General features: G+C 50.8%; 3 protein-coding genes and 1 pseudogene. 3 read left to right on the plus strand and 1 reads right to left on the minus strand.

Annotated features, from left to right (window positions below):
- The 3 genes from KB557_RS10545 to KB557_RS10555 form a co-directional block, all read left to right on the plus strand.
- A partial coding sequence (locus KB557_RS10545) for an aminotransferase class I/II-fold pyridoxal phosphate-dependent enzyme (RefSeq protein WP_255134005.1) occupies positions 1-588 on the plus strand: 588 nt, incomplete at its 5' end.
- Entirely contained in the window at positions 585-1,181 is a 597-nt protein-coding gene (locus KB557_RS10550; protein ID WP_255134007.1) for a biotin--[acetyl-CoA-carboxylase] ligase, read from the plus strand. The genes KB557_RS10545 and KB557_RS10550, both read left to right, overlap by 4 nt.
- Positions 1,182-1,219: 38 nt before the next feature.
- Positions 1,220-2,134 carry a M23 family metallopeptidase gene (locus tag KB557_RS10555; RefSeq protein ID WP_399219012.1) on the plus strand — a complete coding sequence of 305 codons (915 nt, stop codon included), beginning with the start codon at positions 1,220-1,222 and terminating at the stop codon, positions 2,132-2,134.
- Between the two features lie 11 nt (positions 2,135-2,145).
- On the opposite strand, the pseudogene KB557_RS11260 reads toward KB557_RS10555, so the two are convergent.
- Positions 2,146-2,598: pseudogene (locus KB557_RS11260) on the minus strand (bluetail domain-containing putative surface protein); the annotation flags it as partial.
- Positions 2,599-2,663: the final 65 nt, after the last annotated feature.

A 2,663-nucleotide genomic window follows, 5' to 3' on the forward strand; every position in this document is an offset into this window, starting at 1 on the left:
CGCGAGGGGGCAGTGCTAGCCCACGACAATCCCTATGTGGATCTCGCCTTGGAAGGGGAAGCTCCGGCCTTGCTGCGATCTTCTGGGTGGCGTGAAAATGGGATTGAATTCTTTTCCTTTTCAAAGGGCTGGTGCTTGGGTGGTTTTCGTCTTGGTTTTGCCGTTGGTGCTGCAGCTCTAATTGAAGCGCTAGCTCAGGTGAAGGCAGTGGTGGATTTCAACCAATCACTCGCTTTGCAGGCCGGCGCAAAAATTGCTTTAACTCAGCTGCCGCACTGGCCTCAGCAGCTCAAGCCCATCTACAAACAAAGGCGTGATGCGATGGCGGCAGCGCTTAAAGCTGGTGGCTGGACAGTGCCTCCAAGTTCGATGGCCCTTTATTTGTGGATGCCCCTGCCGCCACGGCTTCTAGCCCTTGGCAGCGAAGCAGCATGCAGCTGGCTGCTCGAACGCAGCGGTGTGGCCCTCACCCCAGGTATCGGCTTTGGAGCTGGCGGTGAAGGCTGGCTGCGTTTAGCGCTGGTGGCGGAAATAGACCAATTACAGCAAGCGGCAAAACGTTTAAACGCAGCCCTTATCGAAAATTGAGGCTGGTTCAATTAAGCGGTTTTCGTTGTGGAGGTGCCCTCTTAGCTGGCAGTGCCCTTGTGCTGCCTTGGCAGGTCAGGGTGATTCCGGTTTGCTCCAGCACCGAAACATTGCTCACGGCCTGGCTGCAGCAAGAGCCACGCCTTCCGGTAGCGGTAGTGGCAAAAAAACAACGTTTTGGCCGCGGCACCGCGAATCGATCTTGGCAATCACCTTCAGGTGGTTTATGGCTTAGTGCTGCAATTCCCTGGTTTGGAGAATCACCCCAGGCTGAAAATTTACCAATTCTGATGGCCGCCGCCTTGGAGGCGGAATTGCAATCCCTTGGCATAGGACCCCAATTACAAATTAAAGCCCCTAACGATTTGATAGTTGGCAATCAAAAATTGGCAGGGGTACTCACCTCTGTTGTGTGGCGAGGGTTGCGAGTGCGCCATGTGCGATTCGGGATTGGATTAAACGGACGTCATCCCATTCGCCCACCGGGCATTACTTTGGAGCAGTTGCTTGGTAACCGCTGCCCGCCTTGGCAGCAGTTGGTGCTCCTCGGCTTGCGGGCAGTGGAAAAGTTAGCCATCAATGTTAGCCATTAGTTAATGCTTTCCTGCAGCTGATCATTCAAACTGTTCCTATGCATAAATTATTCCTACTGCCATTTGTTGTATCGCTGGTTCTGCCGCTGATGGCGCAATTGCCGCCACCGGAAGGACCAACAGCGCCCCTTGTTTTTGATAAATCTCTACAGGAATTAGAGCAGGAGGGGGCAATCACAATTAAAGAGAGCCAACAATTGCAACGGGGCGAATACAATGCGCCGCAAAAAATTGTGCCGAATTTAAGCAAGTTGTGCAGTAGCGGAGTGTTAAGTAAAAGGGAATGTGCCAAGGCCAATGGTGTGGCATTTGTGGAGCGTGGTGGGCTTAAACAAGAAGGCTTGGGTATGCCTTTAGCTCCCCTCACGGTGCCTGTTAGCGCCTTGCTGGTGGGAAGCGAGGGCAGTTTTTCGCTTAGCCAGGTTTTAAGGGTTACGCCAAGGCCTGCACCTTTATTAGGCAACGGCAACCGCAGCTTGTTATTTCCGTTGATCGGTAGTGCTGTAACCAGTAGTGGGTTTGGTTGGCGAATGCATCCAATTTTGGGCAGCATGATTCTTCATGCCGGCAAGGATTTGGCTGCTCCAGAGGGAACGCCGGTGGTGGCTGCCCTTAGCGGAACAGTTGTTAGTTCGGGGCTTGCCGGTGGCTATGGCCTAGCGGTGGAAATTGAACATCGCAATCCACTGCGGCGCACCCTTTATGGCCATTTATCGGAATTGTTTGTGCAACCTGGGGAGCAGGTTCGCCAAGGCGAAGTAATTGGCAGGGTTGGCAGCACTGGCCTTAGCACTGGGCCCCATTTGCACTTTGAATTGCGCCGCCCCGACGCTGGGGGTTGGGTGGCGGTAGATCCCGGCAGCCTTTCCCCCAGTGGTGCATTAAGCAGCAATCAACTTCTACTTACAGGATTATTTGATCAATTGTTAAAGGGCTTAGAGCGCAGAACTTAAAAAAAGTAAGTTCAAACAATTTGCAAATCGCTCAAATTGCCACTATATCCAGTTATTTCAATCAACATATCATTATTAGCTTGAAATCCGGCTCTGTTGTCATTGAGAGCAAGAAAAGTGCGTGTGCTACTACCTGAACCTAAAGTAAAACTGGCTGCAAGGTTTGCACCAAAGCTTCTATTATTCAGCACTTGGCCTAGATCCCCTGCGCTTAAACTGCCAACAGAGCCAAAATTGCGAACAGAACTACTCGCCACTAAACCATCAATTTGATCTGCGCCGATTTGCAGATCGGTGATTCGATCAAAGCCGTTTAGTAAGGAATCGCCACGGCCAAAGCTAAATGTGTCGTTTCCAGTGCCACCAGTTAGTTTATCGCTTCCGGATAAACCGCTAATTAAATCATCACCAGCACCACCAGAAAGGTCGTTTTCAGCATTGCTACCGGTAATGATATCGGCATTTTCTGAGCCGCGAACATTTTTTAAATGTTAATATTTGTGTATTGCGTTTTGTATTGAATGTTTTT

The organism is Synechococcus sp. Cruz CV12-2-Slac-r (assembly GCF_024346075.1).
Taxonomy (GTDB): Bacteria; Cyanobacteriota; Cyanobacteriia; order PCC-6307; family Cyanobiaceae; genus Synechococcus_D.